The sequence below is a fragment of the Parafrankia sp. FMc2 genome, assembly GCF_041008525.1.
Classification (GTDB): Bacteria; Actinomycetota; Actinomycetes; order Frankiales; family Frankiaceae; genus Parafrankia.
The window spans coordinates 1-1,782 of sequence record NZ_JBFLUG010000360.1; the positions used below are offsets into that span (position 1 = coordinate 1).

3 protein-coding genes are annotated in these 1,782 nt (G+C 68.6%); 2 read left to right on the forward strand and 1 reads right to left on the reverse strand.

The genetic code is table 11. The features are described from left to right. On the forward strand, positions 1–132 hold a 132-nt coding region (locus AB1460_RS38500; RefSeq protein WP_420497466.1), incomplete at its 5' end, for a WD40 repeat domain-containing protein. 272 nt (positions 133–404) lie between these two features. Here the strand turns inward: AB1460_RS38500 and AB1460_RS37240 are convergent. Next, on the reverse strand, positions 405–626 hold the full coding sequence (locus tag AB1460_RS37240) for a hypothetical protein (protein WP_368967240.1): 222 nt from the start codon (positions 624–626) through the stop codon (positions 405–407). Between the two features lie 473 nt (positions 627–1,099). Between AB1460_RS37240 and AB1460_RS37245 the strand changes: the two genes are divergently transcribed. Then, positions 1,100–1,782, forward strand: a 683-nt coding sequence (locus tag AB1460_RS37245) for a serine/threonine-protein kinase (protein WP_368967242.1), incomplete at its 3' end; no start/stop codon positions are given.

A 1,782-nucleotide genomic window follows, 5' to 3' on the forward strand; every position in this document is an offset into this window, starting at 1 on the left:
CACCCGACCCCCCTCGGCCAGCCCCTCACCGCCCACACCGACCCGGTGCGGTCGGTGGCGTTCTCCCCGGACGGGCACACCCTCGCCACCAGCGCCGACGACAAGACAGTGCGACTGTGGGAAGCCAGATGAGCGGAGGCACACGAACCCGCCCCACCCCCCGGGAACTGTGACCGGCCCTGCCGACGGTCGCACCCTCGCCACCAGCTCCAAGGACGGCGTGCGGCTGTGGAATGTGAGCACCCCGGCCGCAGTGACACCCCTCGGCCAGCCCCTCACCCGCGATGTGACCTCGGTGGTTGTTCTCTCCCGACAGGCGCACCCTGGCCACCGGCTCCCTCCACCGCACGGTGCAGCTTGGGGTGCCGGTAAGAAACGTGTCACCAGCCGCAAACGGCGATGATCTACAGCCCACCCGCTGCAACCAGAACAGCCGCGACCCCGGCGGCGGCACCGACCATCGCGGCCAGGGTCGTCAGGATCGCGAGTGTGGCCCGGCCGCCAGTGAGGAGCGCATCGGGCCAGGCGGCACCGCCAGCTCGACACGCGGCGCCAGCGAGGGTGCCCCCCAGCGCAGCAAGAGCAACGGCGGCAAGCAGGGACAGCCCGAACAGGGCGGAGGTCATGACGCTCCACATCCGCGTCACGCCGTCCCGGTCCGACGCGACACTGGTGGTCTACGTCATCAGGCCGGCCGCGTCCGTCCCATGTCCGCACACATGCGGGCACCCGGAGATTCCTCCCGCAAGAGGGCCGCCGGCACCGGGTCCCGGCGGTGGGTGGTCTCCAGGTCGAACGCGGCCCCGCCACCTGGGTGGGTGTGGTCAGTCAGAACGAGAGGTCGTCCTGGTGACGGTGCCTGCGAGGAGCATAACGGACAGATCATCCATCCCGCTTCACGCCCGATAAGCCTCCCCTCCCGGGTGCGTAAGCCCCGCAGGAGGGACAGAATGCCTCCGCTGTTGACGCCCTGCGATCCATCCCTCTTCGGTTGACCTCCACCGATACGGCTCGATCTGTGACGGTTAGTGGCCGACTGGCTAGGCTTGCCAGCCATGACGGCGGACCGAAGGGTGGGCATGCCACGCCCTGACAGCGAATGATCATCGATCGGGAGCGGATTGCTGCCGCGCTGCCCGGCTACACGGTGGGCGTGCAGCTGGGCGCGGGGGCGTTCGGGCTGGTCCTGGCCGCCGAGCATCAGCGGATGGGCCGGCCGGTCGCGGTGAAGGTGATGCAAGCCGAAGGCCCGGAAGGGCTGGTGGTGGACTTCGCCACAGAGGCCCGCACCCTGGCCGGGCTGGACCATCCCCACATCGTCCGTGTCTACGACTGCCTCGACGTCGAGGGCCTGTGTCTGGTCGTGATGGAACTGCTGCCCGGGGGCACCCTGACCCGCCGCCGCCAGCACCTGACCCCCCAGCAGTCCTGCGCGGTCGGCCTCGCGGTAGCCGCGGCCCTCGCCCACGCCCACACCCGCGGGGTGCTCCACCGCGACATCAAGGCCGACAACATCCTGTTCGCCGCCGACAACACGGTGAAAGTCACCGACTTCGGCATCGCGAAAATCTTCGAAGGGTCCGCCGCGACCGCCAGCGGGATGGCCGGCAGCCCGATGTACATGGCCCCCGAACAGATCAACACCGGCCGCCTCGGCCCCGCCACCGACCTCTACGCCCCAGGCAACGCCCTATACCTGTCCACTAACACCATCTCACGCCGCCACCGAGCACACATAGATCAAAACACAGTAGCCGGGTACCTATCAAAAAAAAAAAAAAA